Source organism: Cohnella boryungensis (genome assembly GCF_042651945.1).
GTDB lineage: Bacteria > Bacillota > Bacilli > Paenibacillales > Paenibacillaceae > Cohnella > Cohnella boryungensis.
Genome location: NZ_JBHSED010000071.1, coordinates 16,877 through 40,324, shown reverse-complemented (window position 1 = coordinate 40,324; position 23,448 = coordinate 16,877). Strand labels below are relative to the sequence as shown.

The 23,448-nt window shown below is 57.5% G+C and carries 18 protein-coding genes; 12 read left to right on the top strand and 6 right to left on the bottom strand.

Annotated features, from left to right (window positions below; genetic code table 11):
• Positions 1-22 precede the first annotated feature (22 nt).
• The 4 genes from ACFO1S_RS26930 (at position 23) to ACFO1S_RS26915 (ending at position 3,350) form a co-directional block, all read left to right on the top strand.
• A complete protein-coding gene (locus ACFO1S_RS26930; protein ID WP_204604526.1) occupies positions 23-859 on the top strand; it encodes an SDR family NAD(P)-dependent oxidoreductase in 837 nt (278 codons plus the stop codon).
• A gap of 57 nt (positions 860-916) precedes the next feature.
• Positions 917-1,396 carry a NanQ anomerase/TabA/YiaL family protein gene (locus tag ACFO1S_RS26925; RefSeq protein ID WP_204604525.1) on the top strand — a complete coding sequence of 160 codons (480 nt, stop codon included), beginning with the start codon at positions 917-919 and terminating at the stop codon, positions 1,394-1,396.
• Positions 1,397-1,591: 195 nt separating this feature from the next.
• Entirely contained in the window at positions 1,592-2,044 is a 453-nt protein-coding gene (locus tag ACFO1S_RS26920) for a MarR family winged helix-turn-helix transcriptional regulator (RefSeq protein WP_204604524.1), read from the top strand.
• A gap of 160 nt (positions 2,045-2,204) precedes the next feature.
• Positions 2,205-3,350, top strand: coding sequence for a response regulator (locus ACFO1S_RS26915; RefSeq protein ID WP_204604523.1), 1,146 nt, complete (start codon positions 2,205-2,207; stop codon positions 3,348-3,350).
• Between the two features lie 22 nt (positions 3,351-3,372).
• On the opposite strand, the gene ACFO1S_RS26910 is transcribed toward ACFO1S_RS26915, so the two are convergent.
• Positions 3,373-4,134, bottom strand: a complete 762-nt coding sequence (locus tag ACFO1S_RS26910) for an exodeoxyribonuclease III (protein WP_204604522.1) — start codon at positions 4,132-4,134, stop codon at positions 3,373-3,375.
• 205 nt (positions 4,135-4,339) lie between these two features.
• Between ACFO1S_RS26910 and murI the strand changes: the two genes are divergently transcribed.
• The gene (gene murI / locus ACFO1S_RS26905) at positions 4,340-5,116 is read left to right on the top strand and encodes a glutamate racemase (protein ID WP_204604521.1); all 777 of its coding nucleotides are present in this window, start codon (positions 4,340-4,342) and stop codon (positions 5,114-5,116) included.
• A 106-nt stretch (positions 5,117-5,222) separates the two neighbouring features.
• On the opposite strand, the gene ACFO1S_RS26900 is transcribed toward murI, so the two are convergent.
• The 5 genes from ACFO1S_RS26900 to ACFO1S_RS26880 form a co-directional block, all read right to left on the bottom strand.
• Positions 5,223-5,687, bottom strand: a complete 465-nt coding sequence (locus tag ACFO1S_RS26900) for a hypothetical protein (RefSeq protein WP_204604520.1) — start codon at positions 5,685-5,687, stop codon at positions 5,223-5,225.
• The gene (locus ACFO1S_RS26895) at positions 5,684-7,768 is read right to left on the bottom strand and encodes an EAL domain-containing protein (RefSeq protein ID WP_204604519.1); all 2,085 of its coding nucleotides are present in this window, start codon (positions 7,766-7,768) and stop codon (positions 5,684-5,686) included. Before ACFO1S_RS26895 ends, ACFO1S_RS26900 begins: the two co-directional genes overlap by 4 nt.
• Before the next feature lie 39 nt (positions 7,769-7,807).
• Entirely contained in the window at positions 7,808-8,095 is a 288-nt protein-coding gene (locus ACFO1S_RS26890; RefSeq protein WP_204604518.1) for an STAS domain-containing protein, read from the bottom strand.
• Positions 8,096-8,235: 140 nt separating this feature from the next.
• Positions 8,236-9,324: an AbrB family transcriptional regulator gene (locus tag ACFO1S_RS26885; RefSeq protein ID WP_204604517.1), complete on the bottom strand. Its 1,089-nt coding sequence runs from the start codon at positions 9,322-9,324 to the stop codon at positions 8,236-8,238.
• Positions 9,325-9,542: 218 nt separating this feature from the next.
• On the bottom strand, positions 9,543-12,890 hold the full coding sequence (locus tag ACFO1S_RS26880) for a DUF5107 domain-containing protein (protein WP_204604516.1): 3,348 nt from the start codon (positions 12,888-12,890) through the stop codon (positions 9,543-9,545).
• Between the two features lie 130 nt (positions 12,891-13,020).
• Between ACFO1S_RS26880 and ACFO1S_RS26875 the strand changes: the two genes are divergently transcribed.
• The 7 genes from ACFO1S_RS26875 to ACFO1S_RS26845 all read left to right on the top strand — a co-directional run bounded on the left by ACFO1S_RS26875 (position 13,021) and on the right by ACFO1S_RS26845 (position 23,444).
• Positions 13,021-13,914: an AraC family transcriptional regulator gene (locus tag ACFO1S_RS26875; RefSeq protein ID WP_204604515.1), complete on the top strand. Its 894-nt coding sequence runs from the start codon at positions 13,021-13,023 to the stop codon at positions 13,912-13,914.
• A gap of 41 nt (positions 13,915-13,955) precedes the next feature.
• Positions 13,956-15,509: a helix-turn-helix domain-containing protein gene (locus ACFO1S_RS26870; RefSeq protein WP_204604514.1), complete on the top strand. Its 1,554-nt coding sequence runs from the start codon at positions 13,956-13,958 to the stop codon at positions 15,507-15,509.
• Positions 15,510-15,516: 7 nt separating this feature from the next.
• Complete coding sequence (locus ACFO1S_RS26865; protein WP_204604513.1) at positions 15,517-17,244, top strand: sensor histidine kinase; 1,728 nt, start codon at positions 15,517-15,519, stop codon at positions 17,242-17,244.
• 140 nt (positions 17,245-17,384) lie between these two features.
• Positions 17,385-18,767: an ABC transporter substrate-binding protein gene (locus ACFO1S_RS26860; RefSeq protein ID WP_378127907.1), complete on the top strand. Its 1,383-nt coding sequence runs from the start codon at positions 17,385-17,387 to the stop codon at positions 18,765-18,767.
• Positions 18,768-18,791: 24 nt separating this feature from the next.
• Entirely contained in the window at positions 18,792-19,742 is a 951-nt protein-coding gene (locus ACFO1S_RS26855) for a carbohydrate ABC transporter permease (protein ID WP_378127906.1), read from the top strand.
• Complete coding sequence (locus tag ACFO1S_RS26850) at positions 19,739-20,542, top strand: carbohydrate ABC transporter permease (RefSeq protein WP_204604511.1); 804 nt, start codon at positions 19,739-19,741, stop codon at positions 20,540-20,542. The genes ACFO1S_RS26855 and ACFO1S_RS26850 overlap by 4 nt, the downstream gene beginning before the upstream one ends.
• Positions 20,543-20,633: 91 nt before the next feature.
• Positions 20,634-23,444, top strand: a complete 2,811-nt coding sequence (locus tag ACFO1S_RS26845; protein ID WP_204604510.1) for a glycoside hydrolase family 2 protein — start codon at positions 20,634-20,636, stop codon at positions 23,442-23,444.
• Positions 23,445-23,448 lie beyond the last annotated feature (4 nt).

The window sequence follows — 23,448 nt, the reverse complement described above, 5'->3', positions numbered from 1 at the left end:
GAACGGAGGAGGCGAGGAAGCGGTGAACGAGAGAGTCAACGTCAAAGCGCTATTCGATCTGACAGGCCAAGTCGCGTTGGTGACTGGAGGCAGCAATCTGGGCTACGACGCGGCGGAAGCTTTGGCGGAGCTGGGGGCGATCGTCGCGGTAACCCGGAGAAGGCAGGCCGAAGCCGATGAGACGGCGGCGCGACTGGCGGCGGAGACGGGCGCGGAGGTCATCGGCGTGGAGCTGGAGGTGACCGATGAAGCGGACTGGAAAAGGGCGGTAGCCGAAGTGGTCGACCGTTACGGCAAGATCGATATTCTTATCAATAACGCGGGAGGGCGCAAAGTGTCGGTCGTTCCAGAGACGCTGGAGGAGGATCCCTCGTTCGAGTTTCTGGAGACGCGTCTCCTGGAGGACTGGAAGTATACGATGGATGCTAATCTGACCAGCGTATTCCTGGGCTGCCGCACGGTGGCTCCTTATATGAAGAGGGCGCGTTCCGGCAAAATCATCAACATGGCCTCCATCGACGGCATCGTCGGAAGAGACCTGCGAATCTATCCCGGCTCGGGGCTCTCTCCGACTGTCCCGGATTATCTGGCGAGCAAAGCCGGCGTGATCAATCTGACGAAGGGCATTGGCGTATCGCTGGCGCCCTTCGGCATCTACGTGAACGCGATCTCGCCGGGAGGGTTCTACCGGAAGCAGCCGGAACAATTCGTGGAAAATTACACCAGACTGGTTCCGCTCGGTCGGATGGGGCGGGATCGCATCGATCTGAAGGGCTCGGTCGCTTACTTGGCCTCGGCAGCCTCCGATTATACCGTCGGGCATAACCTGGTCATAGACGGCGGCTTGACCTCATGGTAGAATGAGCCTCGTCAAGACGGAGATGTACGAGAGACATGGAGAAACGGAGTGGCTTCGATGATATTTGGGGATAGAGGCATGCTGACCGCGGGCGAGCTCCGCGCGCTGCATCCTGTTCTGAGGGAAGCGCTGCTGAAGCTGGCCGGGACTGACCTCCAGGCGCTGTCGCCGGGCAAGCACGAATGGGACGGAGAACGCGTCTTTCTGCTCTTGCAAGAGATGGAGACGGCCCCGAAGGCTGAGAAAAAGCTTGAATCGCACCGACGGTACCTGGACATCCAGTGGCTGATCGAGGGTGAAGAGCGGATCGGTTATACACGCAAGTCGGCAAGCCACGCGGTCTGTGAGGATGAGCTGGCGAACAAGGATTATGCGCTGTATGACGACCCGGCAGATGAGATGGAGCTAACCATGAAGCCGGGGACGTTCGCGATTTTCTTTCCCGAGGATCTGCATCGCCCTGGAGTATGCGGGGAAGCCCCGGCCCGGATTAAAAAGGCGGTAGTGAAGGTCGATCTAGAGCTGCTTGCAAACTAAAGACTAGGACAACGCAGGCCGGGAGCTTCCTTGGGGAGACGCTCCCGGTCTTTTTCCGTTCGGCAGGGGAAGAGAGATTTGCAGGTTGACAGAGCCTTTCTTGGAAGCTATATTAAATAATTAATTTATAGCGCTGAATGGTTGGTTCTGAGAAATTCGTTATCGTTGACTACTTGACGACAAGAGGCGATCGACGTGATTGACATTCAAAAGTATGTTACGGAACAGCCGCTGGGGACGGAGACCTTCTTCGCTCTTGTAGAAACGACAGCCCTGCTGATCAGCTTCTCGGAGAAATACTGGGCGTCCTTGGGGCTGAACGGAGCCCGGGTACGGCTGCTGACGGAAATGGCGAAGGCGGGCGGCACCATTCTGCCTTCGGAATTGGCAGCGCGCATCGGCGTAACGAAGGCCAACATCAGCGTGCTGCTCGTGCCGCTGGAGAAAAAGGGGTATATCTCCATCTCCAGCCATGAGGAGGATGGGCGCAAACGGACAATCGTGCTCACCCCGAAGGGAGAAAGCCTGCTGTGGGATGTTCTTCCGGGAAACCGCTCGGTCGTAGGCAATCGGATGGAAGGGTTGAGCCAGGAGGAGCAGCAGCAACTGATTGCGCTGCTAAGCAAGCTGAGAGCGGGGGCCGTATAGGCCCCTTTTGCGTAGGGCGATGGACGACAAAAATCGGTTCAGAATGGGTTTAGAACCGAATGTTATTCTTGCATTCTATCCAATCGATTTGTGTTCCGCTGCCGGATGCTGAAGCAGGCTTCGCAACCGCCGGTCGAGTCGAGCAGAGGAGGCAAGAGCGATGAGGGCGGTATTGATTGATGACGAGAAGCCGGCGCTGGCGCAGATAGAATGGCTGCTGGAGCGAGACGGCAGACTCGAGGTTGCGGCGAAATTCACTTCGGCCCGCGAGGGGATCAACTATCTTTCCGAGAACCATGCGGATATCGTCTTCCTGGACATTGAGATGCCCGGGGTGAACGGCCTGGAAGCGGCGGAGCAGCTGCGTCAATTCCGTGCGGACATTCGCATCGTCTACATTACCGCCTATTCCGAATATGCGATCGAGGCGTTCGATCTTCATGCGCTGGATTACTTGCTGAAGCCGGTTCATCCCGAGCGATTCAAGAAGACGGTCACGCGAATTCTGGAGGATCTCGAGAGAATACGCGCAGCTCCCGAGAAGACGGCGCCCCCGCCCCTCGTCAAGACGTTCACGCGACTGGGAATTTACGATGGCGGATCGGGAACCTCGTTGAGGCAATTTCGGGTTTTGCGTACGTTAAAGGCGCAGGAGCTGTTCGCCTACTTCATTCATCGCAAGGAGCAATGGATCTCCAAGGATCAGCTTATGGAGATCCTCTGGCCGGGCGGCATTTACGAGAAAGGCATGGTGCTGCTGCACACGTCGGTCTATCAGATCCGGAAGCTGCTCAGGGAGTGGGACTTGAAGGCGTCCGTAGAATTCGCGCTGGACAGCTATCGGTTGACCGGAGACGGCTTAGCCGTAGATCGCGAGCTGTTCGAGCGCGGGGCGGGTCAAGCGAAGGTTCAATCGGAAGCGGACAGGGAGAACGCCCTGCGCGTGCTGGACTTGTACACAGGGGAATATCTGGGGGAGCACGATTACGAGTGGGCGGTCTCGCGCCGGGACGAGCTCAGGCAGAAGTACATGAGGCTGACGCATGCGGTGGCCAATTTCGAGGCGATGTCCGGCCGCATGGCGGAAGGGATCGAACGGCTGGTCGCGCTTCATGCCCACGATCCCTACTCCGACGAGATTTGCTTCCGTATTCTGGAGCTGTTCTCCCAGGCGGGCGATGACGACGGCTTGCTTGACTATTATGATCGATACGCGAACCTGCTGCGGGACGAGCTAAATGCCAGCCCCGAAGCCAGAACGGTCCGTTACGCGGAGCGGGTAAGGAACGGTCGCAAAGGCGGCTAGCGGCAGAACGGCTGGGCGCCGGTCAACCGTGAACTGCAAGGTCCAATACGACAGGGCAATGATCGCTCCCGCGGATATCGCAGTCGACTGAGGCATCGGTGATGGCAGGCGTCAGTCTGGCCGAGGCAAGGAAGTAGTCGATTCTCCAGCCCACGTTCCGTTCGCGGACGCCCGGCATGTTCGACCACCAGGAATAGACATCCGTGCGTTCGGGATACAGATGGCGGAAGGTGTCGACGAATCCGCTGCCCAGAAGCCGCGTCATTTTCTCCCGTTCCTGATCCGTGAAGCCCGAATTGCCCCGGTTGGACTTGGCATTCTTGATATCGATCTCCTGATGGGCGACGTTCAAGTCGCCGCAGACGACGACCGGCTTGAGCGCATCCAGGGAAACCAGGTAGTCCCGGAACCGGTCCTCCCATTCCAGGCGATAATCCAGACGGGACAGGTCGCGTTTGGCGTTCGGCGTGTAGACGGTTACCAGATAGAAGGCTTCGAATTCCAGAGTCAAGATCCGCCCTTCGGGCTCGCGATCCTCTTCGATGCCGTATCGAACGGACAACGGTTTGACTCTGGTCCAGACGGCTGTGCCGGAGTACCCTTTTTTCTCCGCGTAATTCCAATACCCTTCGTAGTCCTCCCCGATGTCCATGCGAATCTGCCCCTCCTGCAGCTTCGTCTCCTGAATGCAGAAGATATCCGCGCCGACCTGCCGGAAGTAATCGTGAAATCCTTTATTTACGCAAGCTCTCAGACCGTTGACATTCCAGGATACCAGCCTCATGCTTCTCTTCCTCTCTGCTTCTTGTCCTTGTTTTTTCACAGTGTATCATAGTTTCGTCGATCGGCAGACTTACGGATTGTTTTTTGCTCGGAAACTGGCTATCCTTAAAGAGGATCAGGCTTAACGAGTATGCGCAAGGAAAGACAATTACAGGGTCAGTATAGACGGAATCTTCCAATATCACATAACTAGGAAAAGATGACCTATGAAAATCGGATTTTTCGACTCGGGGATTGGCGGATTGACCGTTCTGGAGGAATCGCTCCGGCGGCTTCCCGATCAGGATTACTTATATATGGCGGATACGCTTCACGTCCCCTATGGGACAAAATCGCAAGAGGCTGTACGGAGCTATGTTCTCGAAGCCGTAGAGACGATGCTGAGCGAAGGCATCGAAGCGCTGGTTATCGCCTGCAACACGGCTACCAGCATTGCGGTCAACGAGCTCCGGGAGCGTTATTCGATTCCGATCGTCGGCATGGAGCCGGCGGTCAAGCCGGCGGTGGAAATGAACCGCGCCACGGGCAAGCGGGTGCTCGTCTTCGCCACTCCGCTCACGCTGACGATGCCGAAATACTACGCGCTTGTCTCCCGGGTGGACGAAGGGGGCATCGTCGATTCGCTGCCTCTGCCGGAGCTGGTTCGTTATTGCGAGGATTTGCAATTCGATCAAAGCGTCATGAACGAGTACTTTCATGCGAAGCTGGCGGACTATAATCTGGACGACTATGGAATTGTCGTGCTGGGCTGCACGCATTATCCTTTCTATAAAGACATTCTTCGCAAGATATTGCCTCCGCACATACAGATCGTCGATGGCAACGCCGGAACGATTCGCAGGCTGTCCGCGCTGCTGAGCCGCTACGGCGCGGTCGCCGGAACGGGGACCGGCGAGGTTCAGCTCATGTGTACGGGAAATGAGCCCGCCTATATCGAGAAGATGCAAGTTGCATTGGAGCGGCTTCGTCAGCAGAATAGTTAGCTCGGATTAAAGGCCGCAGGCACTCCGTCAAGGAGGCTATGCGGCCTTGTTTTACGACCGGAAAGGAAAGATACAGATCTCCTGTATCCTCACCTGACCGCATGAGCTAGCTACGGGGAAGGGCTGTAGTCGGACTCCCCGCTGTAGAAGCGTTCCCGCGAACGGCGCGGAGCGTCGCCTCAAGCTCGTCCTCGACCTCGGCGATCTCCTCAATACGGCCTTCCAGCAGTTGAAGCAAGAAGTCCAGCGCTTCCTTGGCTTGCCACGAAGGATCAGAGCCGTCTTCTGCAGCTTCAAGGTCGTCTGCGGATACGGAGCGGACGAATTGATCGGAAAGCGAATGAGCCTGTTGGATGAGCAGGTCAAGCTTCTGGACGGTTCTGCAGGTCATCTGGACAAGCTGCCTGACTTCTTCGGTTTGGGAGACGAGCGTGGATGAGTTATCGTCGGTGATGGCGGTCGTACCGAAGGCGGTTAACGAGAGAAGACGCGTCTGAGCCGATATATGCTGAACAAGGGTCACGATCGTCTCGAACTGCTCGGCAAGCGGGCGGTTCACTTTACTTGTCATGAGAGGCACTCTCCTGTTAAGTATCGGGATTCCAGCTTGTCCGAGGGCAGCGGCGGGTCTATGATATACCCTTGAATGACATCGCAGTTCATCGTTCGCAGCGTTTCCAATTGCTCGGGAGTCTCTACGCCCTCCGCGATGACCTTAAGCTTCATGCCGTGCGCCATGTCGATAATCGCTTTCGTAATGACGGCGCTCTTGGCGTCGCTCGTAATTTCCTGGATGAAGCTTTTGTCGATCTTCAGAATGTCGATAGGGAACTTCTTCATGTACCCCAGCGCGGAGTATCCCTTTCCGAAATCGTCGATGGCAATTTGAAAGCCGAGCGACTTGAACTGGTACAGAACGGGAAGCACCGATTCAATGTCTCCCATGCTGCTGCTTTCGGTAATCTCGATAACGATTTGGCGAGGATCGCAGGGGGTGCCGTTCACAATATCCTGAACGGATGCCACGAGGTCGTTCGCCATGAATTGCCGGGCGGACAGATTGACGGCAATCGTCGGAACGTCCAGCTTCGCCGCCTGCCACAGCGAGAGCTGTGCGCAAACCTCCTTCAGCACCCATTTACCGATATCCATAATGATCCCGGTTTCCTCGGCGATAGGGATGAACTCCCCGGGCGAAACCTTCCCCAGAGTGGGGTGCGTCCATCGAAGCAGAGCTTCTATGCCTTCTATTCGGCAGGAAGACGCGCAAATCTGCGGCTGGTAGTGGATATGCAGCTCCTGTCTGTCGATGGCGCGCCTAAGCTCGTTCTCCAGCTCCAGCTTGCGCTTGAAGGTATCCAGAATTCCCGCGCTGAACAGATGATAGCCGCATTTCTGAAGCTTCGCTTCGTACATGGCCAGATCGGCATGCTTCACCAGCGTTTCCAGGTTTTCGCCGTGCTCGGGGTATAACGATATTCCGATGCTGGCGCTCACATAGAGCTCGTTGTCGTCCACGACAAAAGGACGCGTCATCTCCGCGAGAAGCCTCTGGGCGTAAGCCAGCGCCTCGTCCGGCTTCTGCGGATGCCGCTGCACGAGAATGAACTCGTCTCCGCCTAACCGGGAGATGATATCGTTCTCGCCCACAGCGCCGCTCAGACGGCCGGCGACCTGCTGCAGCAATCGGTCGCCGGCGGCGTGCCCCAGCGCGTCGTTGACCATCTTGAAGCGATCCAGATCGATGAAGAAGACGGCCAGCTTCTGGTTCGTGCGAATGGCCTTGGTTGTCGCATCCAGAACAAGCTCATTCAGCAGCGTGCGGTTGGGCAGCCCCGTAAGCGTGTCGAAATGGGCCAAATATTTGAGATGCTCTTCGGATTGCTTGCGTTCGGTAATATCGGTAAACATACCGATGTAGTTCGTAATGAGGCCGTTCTCGTCCCGCAGCGTGGAGATGGACAGCCATTCGGGGTAGACCTCGCCGTTTTTTCTGCGATTCCAGATTTCCCCTTGCCAGGTGCCGGAGGCATGAATTCTTTCCCACATTTTAATGTAGAACAATTGGTTTTGAATTCCGGAATGCAGCAGGCGGGGCGTATGTCCGGCGGCTTCCTCCTCCGTGTAGCCGGTCATCGTCGTGAACGCCTGATTGACCGAGAGGATTCGCAGCTGCTTGTCCGTGATCATAATGCCTTCGCTGGCGTTGCTGAACACTTGCGCGTGCAAGCGCAGCTTGGACAGGGTATTCTTGCGCTGCGTGATGTCCGAGAACATCCCGACATAATTGATCAGATCGCCGTTGTCATCCTTGACGGAGCTGATCGACAGCCACTCGGGATAGATCTCGCCGTTTTTTCTGCGGTTCCAGATTTCTCCTTGCCAGCTTCCGTCCTTATGGATGGAGGCCCACATATCGACATAGAACTCCGTGGGATGAAAGTTCGATTTCAACAGGCCGGGCGTTCTGCCGGTCACTTCTTCTTCGGAATAGCCGGTAATGGCCATGAAAGCGGGGTTGACGCTTAGAATCCGCGAGTAACGATCGGTAACCATGATTGCTTCCCGCGAATCGCGAAAAATCCGGGTATAGGGCAAAGCCAGATGATCGGGTGTCGGAGGATATTTAAGGGAATTACAATGCAGATTCATGTTAGAACCCCTCTCTGCTGCTCTCCCATGCCTGTCGGATCAGATGATAATTCCGGTCAGGATCAGACGCTCCCGAAGCGGTGTCGGGACCTCCAAGAAGGTGACGCTGGCGTTGATATCGGAGGCGATCTTCTTGGCGGCCAGCAGTAATCCGAGCCCTGAGCTGTCCATATCCGTGACTTCGCCGAGGTGGAAAGTAATGTGTGTGAAACCTGCCTGGATGCGCGGGAACAGCTCTTGGCGAATAGATGTCGCTTCCTTGACCCCAATGCTCCCGATTAGCCAAACGGAAATGCGGTCTTCCTGATCGCTGATTGCATGGCACATTCTCGCGCCCTCCATGGAATGGTTATACCTATCTATACCGTGCCGAGGTTGCTTTGTCTGTAACATTCCTCACAGGCTGAGGGCAAGCGGCGGAAGCCGCGACGTTCTTCCTCGAAGAGAACGGCGCGGCTGTGCGGAATTCAGGGTGCGGCGTCTCTGCGTCTCCTTCTGGAAAGCCGGCTGAAGAGGATACGGAGCAGCGGAGGTACCGCAAAAAAAATAAAAAAGGTGCGAAACAGCTGATAGCCGGTGACGGTTGCGACATCGGCATCAATCTCATGCGCGATAATGCCCATCTGGTCCATTCCGCCCGGAGAGAGGCTGAGCAAAGCAGTTGCGGCGGAGACGGAATGCAGCTTGGTCATCAGATAGCCAAGCCCGCAAGCGCCGGCAATGAGAACCGTTCCTCCGGCTATGGACAAGGTAACGATGCGAAGCTTGTTCGGCAGACGCTCCGTGCGCAGCATAAGTCCGATATGACACCCGATCAGAAGCTGCGCCGCGCCGACCATCGAGCCTGGCAAAGGCGGGGCGGGCAACCCGGCAAGCTTAAGCGAGGCTGCGGCGAGCAGAGGGGCCAGAAGAAAGGCCGTAGGGAAGCGAAACCTTCTGCCGATCAAGGCGGCCGCCACGCAAACGAATGCGTACGGGAGGATCTCCGGGAACAACCCCGGCCAGCCCGCAAGCCCCGCTGAGGGAAGAATGGCCTCTACAGGATGGGATGCGCCAGTAATCGGGCTGAAGATAAGCAAGGGGACAACGCTGACGATCATCATTAACCGGGATACCTGCAGAAAGGCGACAACCGTAACGTCGATTCCGCGGGTTTCTTCCGCCAGCGCGATCATCTGCGTCAATCCCCCCGGAATGCTGCCGCTGAGCGCGGTAGGGAACGGAATTCCCGTCCACCTGGAGATAGCATAGGCGATCAGAACGCTGAGGAGAAAGAGCAGCAAGGTCAACAGCAGCATAGAGGGCAGCTGGGCGGCGAAGTCTCGCAGCGTCCGGCCCGTGAAGGAAAGCGCGATCGTGTAGCCGACGATAATCAAGCCGGTATCCCGGAAGGGGGTTGGCCAAGCCAGCTTGACGGACTTGAGCATCTTGGAGACGAGGCATGCGCCGATCATAGGCCCGAGCAGCCAGGGGATAGGCAGGCCCATCCAGGAGAATAAAGCCCCGGAAGCCAGGGCAACGACAAATGCAGCGGCAATGCCTTGCGCGGTTTTCATGCGGCTCGTGCCTCCCTATTGCGTTCGAATAGCGGCTGAACCGCTGCGCAAGCGAATACTCGTCCTACGATACTCCTAGGGAGGGGGGGAGTCAATCCTGGTAGAAAGCCTATGCGAACAAGACAGTCCCCATGTCCGATGGACGAAGGAGACTGTCTTGTTGGCGAGAAGGCGATGTGTGCCCAGGTTCTATTTGCGAATCTGCAACATGCTTCGGGTTAATGCGCTCCGTCGCACAGCGAACGGTGAATTCGCGCGCCCAGATGGCCGATTTCCGCTTCCAGCGCCTCATCCAGGTCGGCCAGCGCTTCCCGGGTTCTTCCGAGGCCGATGAGACCAAGACCCCTCATGAAGCGGCAATGAAGCCGATTGCGCGCGTTCAGATCGTCGTCGAACACGAGGAAATCCGGCAGAGATACCGCAAAGTAATCCATCTTCACTTCCTCGAACAGGTGCTTCTCCGCATAGTCGATCAATTTATTGAAGCGACGCTTGGCCTCCTGTTCGTTGCCAAGCTTCTCCCAAGCCAGCCCCTGATAGAAAATCATCTCCGGCGGCTGATCGTTGTAGAACATTGCGCTGGCCGGCTCCTCAAGGCCCTGTGAAGCCAGCGTCCAGCAGCGTCTCGCTTGATCGGACTCGCCCTGTCCCTCGTAAGCGCAGCCCAAGTAATAGTACACATGGTTTTCTTGAGCGCCGGCCAGCTTGCCTTCGCCCAGATTCTCGGGATAGGTCAACGCTTGCGTCAGCAGCTCGGCGGCTTGCGCGAAGCGGCCTTCCGCGAGCGCTTGCTTCCCAAGCTCCACGTAAGCGAGAACATATTGTCCGGTTACTTTGCCTTCCCCGCCCTCCCATGGATGGAAACGGCGGGCGGACAGCGCATCTACGGCCTCCCGGTGAGCGCCCTGAAGATTGAGCAGCGTGACGTATTCCACGTACAGGTCGTCTCGCTGCTCGACCAGCGGCTTGTAGCGTTCCAGATTGTCCAGCCGCGCTTGGGGTTCGCGCCCGAGCTTTTTGTACAATTGGTCCAATTCGTAGAAAACGCGGGCATCCCTGGTGTTGCAAGAGAAGGCCTTCTCCAATGAGGTCAAAGCGGCGGAAGCCTTCCCTTGCTTGTTGTAGTAACCGAGAGCCAGATTGCGGTGTACGGTTGCGAAGCTGTCGAGAATGGCAGTGGAACGCTCCCAATGGGCCATCGCATCGTTGTAGCGCTTCTTGTCGTATAGCAGGTTGCCCATATAATAGTGGGCTTTATCGTCCTCGGAATTCGCGGCGAGGGCGGCTTCCAGCACCATCAGATCGAAGGCGCTGTTCGGGAAGCAATAATCCGGCGACGCCGCGTTGCCTGCTTGGCGATGGCTGGATGCCTGGTCGCTCTGACCTATGGATTCGTACAGATAGGCGAGCGTGTAATGGAGCATCGGATAGACGGGCTTCTCCGCAGACGGCGCGATTCGGCTGGCGGCCTCGATCGCTTCTTCGAACAGGCCTGCTCCGGCGTAGTCCGCAGCCAGGCTGAGATAATTGTGCGCGTCGCCGCGCATGAGCCGCATCAGCTCCGTCATGGCAGCCGTCGCTTCCGCTTCGTTCCCTTGGGCGCGCAAAGCCAGAATCCGCTCGTTGGCCGAGCCGAAGTCCGCGCAGTCCAGCGTCAGCGTCTCTTCCGCATAGGCAAGCGCCGCAGCCGGGCGACCGGTCTTGCGAAGCAAAGCGGCTTTCAAGTGCCGCGATTTATAGTTTCTTGAGTTGCGGATCAGAGAGCGCTCGACCAGCTCCAGCGCTTCCTCGTATGCGCCTTTGCTTGCGGCGATCTGGGCAAGCGAGAGGTACCCGGCATCCTGCCAGGCGGCGGACCATACCGACTTGTACAGGGCGGAGAATGCTTCCTCCAGCCGATTCTGCCGTCGGAGGGACATGCCCAGCAGATAATAAGCCTCGCTGTCGTAAGGGTTCGGATTGCGCCAGGTCAAGGAGCCGATGGCCCGACGGAAATGCGTCTCGCTCTCCTTAAGCAGCCCGCGTCGCAGGAGCAGCGTTCCGTATGCGGTGTTCAGCCGAATATCGCTCGGGTCGCGTTTAAGACCCTCCAAGTAGTATGTCTCGGGTTCGTAAGTGGCATGCCGATATTGCTCCAGGTGAAGTCCGGCCAAGTACAGCTGTTCGGTCGTTTGCAGCTCCTGCGCGGGAGGCAGCGGCTTGGCGGCATCCGGCACTTGCTCGATCGCGGGGCGTGCCGGGCGATAGGAAATGAGCAAGCGTCCGCCCGCATCTCTCACCGAAACGATCAGATCATGCGGAGCATCGTCCTCATCGAGCGGAACGATCTTCTTGAAGGTGTCCGTCGGCGAGAGTGTAGCCGTATCCTTGAAATACGTTCTGCGGCTTCCTTTCAGCTCGATCGTCGCTCCCTCGAACACCGAGGTGGCGTAGGCGAGCAATGTCGCTTGCCGGGAAGCTTCGTCTGCTTCGAGATTGACCGCTGCGTCGATGGACGCGTTCTTGACGACTCCGATGTCCTTGTAGGGCATAAAATATTGCTTGAACGATTTCTCCTCATACGGCTGCAGCCAGGTGAAGTCCGGCTGATTGTCCGTATACACTCCGGTCATCAGCTCGATATAAGGGCCGTCCTCATCCGTAAGGTGTCGGTCCCACGTTTGCCCGAAGTCGCCGTTCCCCCAAGTCCACTGCTTCTTGCCGGGGGAAATGTGATGGTTCGCCACATGCAGCAGTCCGGCCTGCACGCCGTGATCGTAGCCGCCGACGAAGTTGTAATCCGATTTGTAGGCCATATAAGACGTCGGGACGGGAATATTCTTGTAGCGCGAGATGTCTACGCCTGCGGAATAGTCCATCTTATAATACGTGCCCGTGGCGATCGGGAATCGCGACACGTCGCGTTTGCCGTGATCGAATACGGCGGTCACATCCGGCGGGAACACGGATTGCGTGTTGTCGTTGACCGCAACGGCCGGGTTCGCCCACCAGAGGAAGGTTTGCGGCTCCGACGTACGATTATATAGCTGGGCGGAAATCTCCAGATACGCTTTGCCTGGGTACAGCGTGAAGCCTGCGGTTACCTTGGTCCCGTACATGCGATCGATTTCGCTTACCCACACCGTGGCGCTGCCGTCTTCCTTCTCTTCAAGGCGATATTCGACGGGGCCGTAAGTGTTCGGACGGTGATGCTGGGGCCAGTTGAATTCGATCCCTCCGGAAATCCAAGGTCCGGCAAGGCCGACAAGCGCAGGCTTAATGACCCGATTGTAATAGACGAAGTCGTATTGGTTGGTCTTGTCCAGGGCGCGGTAGATGCGTCCTCCGAGCTCGGGCATAATCTCGATGCGCAAATACTCGTTCTCCAGTATGGCCATTCTGTAGGCCTGAGGCGCTTTTTCATCGGCGATCTTGTCGATGACCGGATGAGGATAGACGCGACCGGTGCTTCCTTGATAAATTCTTTTGTCCAGAAACATCGGATTTTTGTCCGGTGCTCCGACATCGTAAGTGGGAATCATAACCTCTTCTTCCCATGTGCGGGCTTGGCGCTCTCTTGTAGTCATGGTGATCCCTCCTGCATTCTCAGTCACTCGCATGCTTTTACTTTAAGGCCGGAGAGCCGACTTTCCAATTGACGAAATGCGGGATATGATGGATGATATTCGTATTTCAACTCGACTGGAGGACAGACCGATGGATGTGATGCTCAAGCCTGACGGCTTCGAGAGCGAGCAGCTCTTCGTGCTCCCCGATTACTGGCAGAAGGAGCTGGCCGAGACCGAGCTGACCCGTTTGCTGTTCGTGAGCGATATCGGATACTTTCCGCATGCGCGCTTCCATTACCGAGAGCGTCGGGAGGGCTGCGACGCCCATATTTTCCTGCTCTGCGCCGAAGGAGAGGGCGAGATCGAGCTATTGGAAAGCGGTTCCAAAATGCCGGTGAATGCCCGCCAGCTCTGCGTCCTGCCTGCGGACACGCCTCATCGCTATGGCGCATCCGAGAAGGATCCATGGAGCATATACTGGTTTCATCTGAAAGGGGGACACGCAGCCGAGCTTATCGCCCAATATGGACTGGACCGAGGCCCCCTGCGGCTGTCGATCGGCGCATACAGTCAATTTGTCGAGACTTTTCGCCAATGCTACGAGATACTGGCCGACAGGACGTATTCGCTCTCGTCGCATGTGCATGTATCGCAAACCGTTCGTCATCTGATCAGCGGCATCGGCTTCGGCGCGGAAATCGCGGCAAGAGGCCGGAGAAGGGAGAACGGCCTGGAGCGGGCGCTTCGTTATCTATCCGAGCATCTGGCGGAGCCGGTCAAGCTATCCGAGCTGGCCAAGCACGCCGGAGTATCGAAGCAGCATCTGATTTACTTGTTCAATCAGGAGACGGGCTTTCCGCCGATTGAATATTTCCTGCGAATGAAGATGCAGCGGGCGGCTCAACTGTTGGACCTTACCGATCTTGGCGTCAAGCAGGTGGGAAGCGCCATAGGCCTGTCCGACCCGTACTATTTTTCCCGGCTGTTCAAGCAGATGATGGGGCACTCTCCCACCAAATATCGGCAAATTCCGAAAGGCTGAAGAACACAACATGAGATCGACAGAGGAGGAGCCAAGCGACAATGAATCCGGTAAAAGTCATGATCGTGGACGATGAGGTGCTTGCGATTGAGCATATGCGTCAGCTGATCGGGTGGCAGAGTCTGGGATATGAGATCGTCTGCACGACAACAAAGCCATCGCAGGTGACTCAGCTAGCCAGGGAGCATCGTCCGGAATTAATTCTGATGGATATTGTGATGCCCGGAACGGACGGGCTCGTTCTGAGCCGCGAGCTGCTTGCGGAAGGACTGGCGCTGAAGATCGTCCTGCTCACCTCGTACAAGGAATTCGAATATGCGAAGGAAGCGGTGAAGCTCGGCGTCTCGAACTACTGGGTGAAGCACGAAATGGACGCCGAGGCGGTCAAGAGGGAATTGGGCGGGCTGCGGGAGGAGATCGAAAACCAGCGGCGGCAGCGGAAGAACGATCAGGGCAGGCTGCTCGTCGGCTGGTTAGGCGGAAGGCCCCTGACGGACCCGCAATGGCAAGCGGCCACGGGCGGCAGCGGGACGTTCGATCGCTTCCATCTGCTCGTGCTTCAGCCGGATCGCGCTTTTCCCGTACTGCCCGGAGTTAGTCCCGAGGCACCCGAATTGCCCGCCGAATGGCCCGGCGAAGAGGAAGCGGTACTGCTGGCCGCCGTTCGATTTCTGGAGGGCTGCTTCGTGCTGATCTACGGGGATCATGGCAGCAGAGGCGAAGCCAAGATGCGGGAGCGGCTTGAAGAGAAGGCGGGAGAAGACCGGCGAAGGCTGGAAGACGCAACGGGGGGAACCGTGTCCGTGGCAATGGCGTACGCGCTGCTCCATCGCGAGGAAGTGCCGCAGAAGCTTGCCGAAGCGCTGAAGCGTCTGGAGCAGTCGTTTTTCGTCGGGCCCCGCCAACGGCTCCGATTAAACGAGCTTCCTGCTCACGAGGAACGGCGGCTGGCTCACTGGGAGTGGGAGGAAGGGCTTGCCGGAGTACGCGGCTTCCTTGCGGACAAGAAGTACGAGGAGGCTTCGCGCGAAGCGGCGCAGCTGTTCGACCAGGTGGGCCAAGCCAGAGACCGCAGCGTCTTGGCCGACCTCTGCCGCCAATTGATCGCGGCCCTGAACCGAAGCAGATCCGCTTGCGGTCTGCCGTCCGTCGCGGAGGCCTGGGCGGGAGGGGCTGTCGCAGATGCCGATTGGACGACGTTCGACGGCGTCTGCAAGCTGTTCCTGACGGAAATCCAAACTGTCGCCGCCGCGGATGCGGGCATGTCCGCCATGTCGCGCAAGGTTCGCCAAGCGATGGAGCACATGGACAAGCATTACGCGGACCCCGATCTGGATGCCGATGCGATTGCGCGGCAGCTCGGCATCAGCCGCGACCATCTCCGGCATCTGTTCAAGGAGGAGACGGGCATGACCGTGCTTGATCGCCTTACGGATATGCGGATAGAGCGAGCCAAGCAGCTGCTCGACGAAGGAATGTACAAGATTTACGAGATCGCAGAGCGGGTCGGCTTTCGCAGCAGTCAATATTTCAGCCAGGTGTTCCGCAAGGTCGCCGGCATGACTCCGCTGGATTACATGGAAAGACGAGGGTGAACGGCCGATGCGCATGAAGATTCGCACGAAGATTATTGCCAGCACCGCGCTTGTCGTGTCCCTGTCGCTTATTCTCAGCGGATTCTTTATTTATGATTACGCCAAGGAAATCATACGGGAGCAATCGATCAAGGACAGCCGGACGAAGCTGGCGCAAATCTCGTTTCAGCTGAGGAAGATTCAGGAGCAGGTCGTGAAGACGGCCGAATATATCGTGTCCGACGAGGAGATTGCCGATCTCGTCTATGCCCCGGCTACTGCGGACATCGAGGAAAATTACTTCCGCAAGCAGGCGGTGCAGGAGAAGCTCGGCCGATTCGTCGCGCTGAGCAATTTTATTCTGAATGTGGTCATCGCTCCGCCGAATGGGGAAACCTATTCCAACTACAGCGGATACGAGGATTACTTCTCCGAGTATCTGAAGCAGGATTGGTTTGTGAAAATGAAGAACACGCGCAACGGCTACAGCGAGCCTCATCCGTTCTTCTTCATCAGCGGCAACCGGCAGGTGTTCAGCTACGTGCTCAAGTTCCGGCCGATCGGAGAGGGGGAACGGGCGGACAGCTACCTGGTCATCGACATCGCCTATTCCGAGCTTTCGAATGTCTTTCTGCAGAGCGCCCAGGATTTCGAGCAGATCCAGCTGTACACAGGTGCGGGGGCGTTGCTGCTCGCCGCTAACGACAGATTGACGGGTCCGGACCAAGACTTTATGAGCGACGCTCTGTTCTCAGGAGAGGCGTTCGCGGAGGACGCGGAACGTATCGTGCTGACGGACGACGCCATGACGCAGGGGTGGAGGCAGGCGGCGCTGCTGTCCAAGAGCAAGTTGTTCGAGAAAATCAATCGCGTCTTTTACTTCTACATCATCATCATTATGTCCGGCATCGTCTTCACGCTTGTTGTGATGCTGCCGATCATCGTCAACCTGACAAAGCCGCTCATCCGGCTTACGAATGCGATGAAGAGGGTAGCCGTCGGCGACTTGGGGACCAGCATTCGCATTCGCAGCGGGGACGAGCTGGAGGTGCTGGGCTCCGGCTTTAACCGCATGGTTGAAGACCTGAAGAGCCTGATGGAAACCTCCGTGCAGAACGAAGCGCTCAAAAGACAAATGCAGATCGATCTGCTTATGGCCCAGATCAACCCGCATTTTCTGTACAACACGCTGAATACGGTGATCTATCTCTCCCATGCCAAGCGCAGCGGCGAAGCAATCGAGGTGACGCAGGCGCTGATCGGAATTTTGCAGGATACGATTAAGACGGGGGAAGGGGCGATGCGGGCTCCTCTGGCAGACGAGAAGCGGATTGTCGACAAGTATGCGGTCATCCAGCAAACCCGATATCCCGGACGGTTCCGACTGATATGGGAGGTGGACGACATGCTGCTCGACCAGCCGGTGCCGCGCATGGCTTTGCAGCCGCTTGTCGAGAATGCGATCGTGCATGGAATTATTCCGTCGGATCGCGAAGAGGGAACGATCGTTGTACGGGCCTGCCGAGAGGGAGTCGAGCTGCGCCTGGAGGTGGAGGACGATGGCCAGGGGATGACCGTGCCTGCGGAAGGGTGGTCGCTTCGCGTCGGTCAGGGGCCGGAGCGCACGAGAGGCATCGGCCTGTCCAACATTCAGGAGCGGCTGCGCACGCATTTCGGCGCCTCCGCCCGGCTGGAGGTGTGCAGCATAGTTGGCAGCGGCACTCGGGTAAGCATTTGGCTGCCCAGGCAAGGTTAGGAAATGAAGTCAGGGGAACAGGAGCCGATCGCCGGATTTTATACAAAATCCCCGTTTTGGCTCGTTACCGAGTTAGGCACCCCCGGGTTACGATAACGATGCAAGCACTTACAACATGATTATTAGGGGGACTAACGATCGTGAAAAACAGAAAATGGACTAAATGGGCGGGCGGACTCGTATCGCTTGTCATGGTAACCGGGCTGCTGGCAGCTTGCGGCGGCAACAATAACGGCAACAGCGCTTCGCCTTCTTCCGCGGCGCCTTCCGCTTCCGCGGGAGCGTCACCGTCCGCATCGGGCAGCGCCGATCCGACACAGCTTAGCGGAACCGTTAAAGTATGGGATTGGGACGAAGCTTTCCAGAAGGGCATGATCGCGGAGTTTAACAAGAAGTATCCGAACATCAAGGTCGAGGTCACTGTCGTAAATCCGAACGACTATCTGCAGAAGCTGCAAAGCGGAATTGCTTCCGGCTCCGACGTTCCGGACGTCATTCTGGGCGAGTCGGCTTATCGCGGCAAGCTGTTCGATCTCGGCGTTCTGGATAACCTGGAGGCGGCTCCGTACAACTTCGACAAGAGCACTGTTCTCAATTATGTCGTGCCTTTCGTGTCCAACGCTCAAGGCGAGGTTATCGCCGTCGATCAGACGCTGACTCCTGCCGGCTTCGCTTTCCGCAGAGATCTGGCGAAGGAGTACTGGGGAACGGACAATCCGGATGAGCTCGCGGTTCAGCTCGCGAGCTGGGATCAATTCATCGCCAAGGGCAAGGAACTGAAAGAGAAGAGCGGCGGCAAGGTGCTGATGCTTCCGGGTCTCGGAGATGCGTTTATCGCCTTGAAGGGCCAAAACTTCACAGGCTATGTTGAAGGCACCAATGTGGATCTGACCAGCAAGCTGCAGCGGCCTTTGAACCGGTTGTTCGAGATGCGCGACGCAGGCATCCTGGGCAAGAACGAACTGTGGACGCCGGCCTGGTCCGCTTCGATGGCAAAGGGAGAATATATGTTCTACCCGATGGCGCCATGGGGAGCGAAATGGCATATTTCCGCGAACGATCCGGACGGATCGGGCCGTTGGGGTCTCGTGAAGGCGCCAGAGGGCGGATTTACGCGCGGCGGCACAGCAATCGGAATCTACAAGGACAGCAAGAACAAGGAAGCCGCTTGGGCGTTCATCCAATACGCGTATCTTTCCGACGAAGGCGCCGCGTACAACTTCAAGACCTTCGGCAACATGACCAGCTCCAAGTCGTTCTATGAAACCCAGAAGGCGCTCATCGAAGCTCCAGGACCGTATGACGAGTTCTTCGGCGGCCAAAACCTGGCGAAATACTTTATCGAGCAGATCGTTCCGGGCGTTCAAGGCGAACCGCAGTCCAAATACGATTCCGTCGTGGATTCCGTATTCAACGCCCTGTATCCGCTGTGGACGAAGGACAGCTCTGTGAACGCCGAATCCGCGCTGGCCAAATTCATTGCGGAGACGAAAAACAAAGCTTCCGACGCGACCATCAAGTAAATTTTCGATAAACGAGGGATGACCGTGAACGCGGAACGCATGAACACTGCTCCCGCCGTATCCCGCAAACGCAGATGGGGGCCACGCATGTGGCCCTATCTTTTCGCACTGCCGTTTGTGCTGACCTATGCGGCGTTTCAATTGTATCCAGTCCTATATTCATTCGTACTCAGCTTGCATGACTGGAACGGCATCGGCGCCAAGACATATATCGGCTTCAAGAACTATATTCAGCTGTGGACGAACGATCCGCTGTTCATCAAGTCTATCTGGAACACGCTGATTATGATGCTGATGTTTATTCCCCTGACGCTCATCCTGGGTCTGACGCTGGCCTACTGGACGTTCCATCTCGTTCGCGGCAAGCGGCTGTTCCAGACGATTAACGTGCTGCCGTATATTACGACTCCGGTGGCGATCGGTTTTATTTTCTCATATATGTTCGACTGGCAGACGGGGCTTGTGAACCTGCTGCTGACCAAGATCGGTTTGCTCGAAGAAGGCTTTTACTGGCTCCAGGACGAGTGGGGGTCCAGAGCGATTATCGCTTTGATGGTCGTATGGCGCAATCTCGGCTACTTCATGATTATTTTCATGGCGGGCATGACCGTCATTCCCCAGGACGTATACGAAGCCGCCAAGGTCGACGGTTCGACCGGTTTCCATACGTTCCGTAAAATTACGATGCCTCTGCTTCGCAATATCACAGTCTTTCTCATCGTAACGTCCGTCATCGGCGGGCTGCAGTTGTTCGATGAGCCGAAGCTGCTGTACGGCGGCTGGTCGGGTTCCGCGCAAGTCGGCGGTCCGGATAATACGGCGCTTACTATGATCTGGAAATTTGTGGACGAATCGTTCATTTCCAATACGCGTTTTGGCTATGCTTCGGCGATCGCCTATTCTCTGTTCTTACTGATCGTCATCTTCTCGATTCTCAGCTATCGTCTGACGGCACCGAAGGAGGACAAACGATGAAAGCGGTCATGTGGATTTGTCTTCTTATCATCTCGCTGCTCTCGCTCTTTCCGTTCTATATCATGATTGTCATGGGAACGCATTACAGCGAGGATTTGTTCAAAGGAATTCCTCTGCTCCCCGGAAATTACTGGGGAGAGAATCTGAAGACCGTCATGCAGGCCGATTTCCTGCACGTCTACGGCAACAGCCTGATCGTATCCGTCGCCTCCGTCGTCCTGGCGACCCTGACGAGTACGCTGATCGGATATGCGGTGGCGAAGTTCGAGTTCCGCGCTCGCAAAGGGCTGCAGATGTTCGTCATCCTTACGATGATGGTGCCCACTCAGGTCGGTCTGATCGGCTACATTATCGAAATGAGGCATCTCGGCGTCGGCAATACGCTGTGGCCGGTCATTCTGATCTGGGCCGCGTTCCCGTTCGGGGCATTCTTCATGATCCAATTCATGAGAGATTCGATTCCGAACGACCTGCTGGAATGCGCGCGGATCGACGGCTGCTCCGAGCCCGGCATTTTCCTGCGGGTCGTGCTTCCGATCATGAAGCCGGGTCTGGCTACGCTCGCGACGCTTGTCTTCCTGTGGTCGTGGAACAACTATTTGCTCCCACTGGTCACCATTAATAAATCCGAGTGGTACACGCTGCCTATCTTCATTTCCAATCTGGGTATCGTGCATCGCACCGATTACGCGGCTCGGATGGCCGCATTGACGATGACCACGATTCCGGTGCTGATTTTGTTTATCCTCGGTTCGAAAACGTTCATGAAAGGCTTGACTGCGGGCGCGGTGAAAGGTTAAGGCCTTCGTTCGTAAGATTCGCAAGGCAGGAGAAGGGACAAGCCCGGCGCAAGCGCCTAAGGCGGCCGTCCCGGAAAATGGGGTGCTGGGAATGGCAAGACGGAATATCGTATTGGATGGACAGTGGCAATTTCTGCTTGATCCCGACAACGACTATATAGCCGGGCCTCCGGCCGCCGAGCGCTTCGGCGACGGGACGATCCGCGTGCCCGGCTCCTGGGAAGAGCAGGGCTACGGAGAGGAGCCGCGGCTGCGGCAGATCGATACGTGGACCAAGAAGCGGGAATATCACGGCGCGGCCTGGTATAGAAAGCTCATCCATATCGACCGGGCTGCGGAAGGTACGGACTGGAGCCTGACGCTGGCAGGCGTTCGCTGGACGACGGAAGTATGGGTGAACGGCGCATTCATCGGCATTCAGGACAGCTTGTCGGTCGCGCATGTGCATGAGCTGGAAGGGGCGTTGAAGGCGGGGGACAACGAGCTCGTCATCCGCGTAGATAATTCGATGCGGCTGCCGCTGGAGGACAGTCACATTCATACCCGACATACCGCCACGACCTGGGGGGGGATTACCGGAGGAGCAAGGCTCGAAGCCCGACCTCGCGTCGGCCTTCGCCGGGTGACGGTGATACCGGACCCTTCGAACGGGGCTTTCCGGTGCCGGATCGAAACGAAGCTTGACGGTGGCGAATCCGAGGGAATGGCGATCGAAGCGTGCTTTCGGTCGCCCGCCGGAGAGGTGTTCGAGGCGTCCGTATCCTGCGACGCGGAAGCCGTTGAGTTGGTCTGCTCGGTCGGAAGCGCTCCCGCGCTCTGGTCCGACAGCGCTCCGCAGCTCTACGAAGCGGAGTTCGTCCTGAAGCGGGAAGGAGTCGAGCTGGACCGGATGACGCGCCGGACCGGCCTGCGCCTACTTGCCGCCTCGGGCAAGCAGCTGGAGCTGAACGGGCAACCGGTATGGCTGCGCGGCTATGTCGATTGCTGCATATTCCCCTTGACCGCTTACCCGGTGTGGGACAAGGCGCACTATGAACGACAATTCCGCGTTGCGAAGTCCTACGGGTTTAATCACGTACGGCTTCATTCCTGGAGCGCGCCAGAGCCCTTCTGGGAGGCGGCGGATGAAGCGGGCATGCTCGTGCAGACGGAGTTGCCTCACTGGTCGGCTTTGTATCAGCCGCGGGACGCGCAGCCGCCGCAGGCGGCGGACGCTTATCTTCAAGCGGAGCTGGAGCGAATCTATGAGCGCTTGAACGCGCATCCTTCCTTCGTGTTATTCGCCCTCGGCAACGAGCTGGTCGAAGACAACGGCAGCGTGCGGCTGAACGAGCTTGTCCGGCTGGCCAAGCGTATCGACCCGACGCGCCTGGTTACGGACAATACCGGCTTCGGACAGCTGCCGGAGCAGGACCGCGAAGGGGATTTCTTCATCCCCTCCTTTAATTGGCACACGCCGTTAAAGACGGAAGAGATCGCGATGCCTGCGACTAATCGGGATTTCTCCGCTGTCGCGGGGCTGACGGCCAAGCCGGTTATCGGCCACGAGCATGCGCAATTCACGATGTATGCCCGGCCGAAGGAGAAGGAGAAGTATACGGGAGTGCTTCAGCCGACCTGGCTGGACACGATTGAGGAAACGCTGCGGGACAAAGGTCTGGATGGCAGGGTCGAGGAGTGGATCGAGGCGACCGGCGTTCATCAGGCGCGCGCGCTGAAAGAGTCGATGGAGCGGACGCGCCGTACGCCGGGAGCTGCGGGCGTGCAGTTGCTCGACATTCGGGATTTTCCCGGGCAGGGCCATGCGACGACGGGACTGCTCGACGTATTCTGGGACAGCAAGGGGACGATAGAGCCCGCGAGAGTGCTGGATTTCAACGGACCCACCGTGCTGTTGATGGCCTGCGAGGGACGTACGCTGTTCGCAGGGGAGACGATGAAGGTCCGTCTGATGATCTCGCATTACGGAGAGGAGCCAAGCTTGACGGGCCGCGTCGGCTGGAGGTTAAGCAGCGGCACGCGGACGCTGGTTGAAGGGGAGCTTACGGCGGACGGTATAGCTCGGGGCAGCGTGACGGAGGTCGGCACAGTCGCCGTAGGGACGGAATCGTTCGAAAGCGCGGTGCAGATGGCGCTGGAGGTTTGGTGGATCGACGTCGGGGGATTAAGCGATTCGCGCTCCATTCGCAATGAATGGTCGTTCTGGTCGTTCCCCCGCGTCCGGCACGAGCAAGCTGCGGCTGTCTGGAGCAGCGTGCCGTCGATGAAGACGGCATTGTACGGAGCAATCCACGAGCCGAATCACAAGTTCGATCCGTTCACGTATCCGTCTCATCGCGGAGTCCGTCTGGCCATCGTCGAGCGTCTGACGACGAATGTGCTGCAGTATCTTGTCGGGGGCGGAAGCGTGTGGCTGCTGGCGGGCGAGAGCGAGCTGTACGACGCTCCGATGACGAAATACTTGCCGGTATTCTGGAACTATCTGATGTTCTCCGAGCAAGCGGGGGGAACGATGGGCGCGATGATGCATGCGCATCCCGCTCTGGGAGGCTTTCCGCACGACGGCTGTTCCGATTGGCAATGGTACCACCTGTTCAATGGAACTCCTGCGATCTGTCTGGATACCGTTCCGCACGTCAAGCCGATTGTCGAGATCGTGGACAATTTCAATCGGGCCAAGCGGCTGGCCAGCGTCTTCGAGGCGCAAGTCGGCCAAGGCAGGCTGTTCGTATCGAGCCTGGCCTTCCGTGCGCCCGCAGATTGGAAGCGGCCCGAGAGCGCTTATTTGTTCGGCGAATTGCTGAACTACGTAACGGGCGAAGACTTCCGGCCCGAGGCGAAGCTGACGGTCGGGCAGGTGCTCGGATTGTTTCGGCTTCGGGGGATTCATTCCTTTCTATAAACCT